The organism is Dyella humi (assembly GCF_044904605.1).
In the GTDB taxonomy this organism is placed as follows: domain Bacteria; phylum Pseudomonadota; class Gammaproteobacteria; order Xanthomonadales; family Rhodanobacteraceae; genus Dyella_B; species Dyella_B humi.
The window spans coordinates 1-1,863 of record NZ_JADIKI010000010.1; the positions used below are offsets into that span (position 1 = coordinate 1).

A 1,863-nucleotide genomic window follows, 5' to 3' on the forward strand; every position below is an offset into this window, starting at 1 on the left:
AGCAGCAGCTCGCGTTCAGCGGCGGGCAGCACCTCCAGTTGTCGCACCGGCATGGCCGGCACATCGTCCAGCGCCTGAACCAGACTTTCCAGGGCGCATTGCATGAGATCGCATACCCGTTCGGGCGACAGGCTGTCTACCACCCGCAGGGTCAGCGCCAGGGCATGGTTGTAGTCGTCCACTGACAAGTCGCAGGGGTAATTGTTGCGTGCCGCGTGGCCGCCGAGGAATTCGATTCCTTGAACGGAGTGGTTCGATGTGTCTTGCGTGCCGATTCCGGCAAGGCGGCTGTGACGATAATTGAGCAGTACGCTGAACAAGGGCATGGGCGCGGCCACGCTGCTGCAGCGTTGTGCCAGCGCCAGTGATGCATGCTCGTGCTGCAACAGTTCGGCCAGGCGTTGGTGTGCCTGGCGCACACTTTGTTCCAGTGGGGTGTCATCCAGATCCAGCCGCAGCGGCAGGGTGTTGATGAACGGCCCGATGGCACGGTCGGCGCCTTCACCCGTATGCATGCGCCCAAATAGCACCGTGCCGAACACCACTGTTTCGCGGCCGCTGCAGCGCGCCAGCACCTGGCCGAAAGCCAGGTGGCACAGACTGGTCAGGCTCACGCCTAGGCGCCGGGCGTGGTGGCGCAAGCGATCGTTCAAGGCCTGCGGCAGCATTCGGCGGTACTCGGCGATGCCTTGCCCGTCGCGGTGCACATCACTCAGGCCAAACGGCAGGGTAGGCTCATCGATGTCGCCCAGCATCCGGCGAAAGAATGATTCCTGCACATCGGCACCGGCACCGAACCTAGCCTGCGCTACCAGATTGCGGAATGGTTGCGACGGGGCCAGCGTGTCTCTCCGACCTGACAGGATCGCTGCCACTTCGTCCTGTAACATCTCACTAGTTATGTTGTCGCAGATCACATGATGCTGTAGATACAACATCATCCAGCGCGAGCTATCCGGTTCCTGGGCGATGAAGAACCGCAGCAGGGGCGCCTGAGTCAGGTCGATACGGGTATGCCGCGGGTTGAATCGTCGGGCCAACTGCTCGCTGGCGGTGCCGGGGTCCAGGCTGACTTCGGTGACCGACAGCTGGGCGTGGCGCCATACCACCTGGGCTGGCTCGGATAAACCTTCCCATGCCAAGGCGGTGCGCAGGATATCGTGACGGTCCACCACCTGCTGCAGTGCGTCCAGGAAGCGGTCCAGCATCGTGCGGTCGGCAAAGGCGATCTGGCTGACCATCAGGTAGGGGTCGCCAACAGTAGTCAGCAGGTGGTGGAACAGGATGCCGTCTTGCAGTGGCGACAGGGCATAGATGTCCTGGATATTGGCCACGCCCCCCGGCACCAGTCCGACGATGCGATCGATGTCGGCCTGGGACAGCGCGATCAGCGGAAGCATGTCCGGCGTGATGGTGGCGCTATCCGGATAGATCAGATTGGGCGGCACACTGATCTGCGGGGTATGGCCGCTGTCACGTGAAAGTAGGCGGCCAGACTTCAGTCGCTTCAATAATTCGGCCTTATGCTCTCGTATTGATGCGCGCAGTGAGTCGCTCAGGCCACCATTGGGTACGCTGACGGAAAGTTTGTCCTGCTCAGACCATATGGAAATATTATTATTTTCCAGAGTTCTAATCAGCGTTTCTATGTCCATTTCAAAAACTCTCAAATTGTTGTGCTGACTTGGCCAGCTCGGAAAGTGTTGGGTGGACGAACAGTGTGTGTGCGGCGACGTTGAGTCCTTCTCTGCGCAAGCGCGCAATCAGGCGCACGGCCAGCAGCGAATGGCCGCCCAGTTCGAAGAAGTGATCGTGGCGACCGATACGCTCGACGCCGAGCAGCTCCGACCAGAGGCCGGCGAT

General features: G+C 60.8%; 2 protein-coding genes. Both read right to left on the bottom strand.

The window, feature by feature from the left end:
* Nucleotides 1-1,655: condensation domain-containing protein (locus tag ISP18_RS00070; protein ID WP_404559218.1), on the bottom strand; the 1,655-nt coding region annotated here is incomplete at its 3' end.
* Between the two features lies 1 nt (nt 1,656).
* A partial coding sequence (locus ISP18_RS00075) for a phosphopantetheine-binding protein (RefSeq protein WP_404559219.1) occupies nt 1,657-1,863 on the bottom strand: 207 nt, incomplete at its 5' end.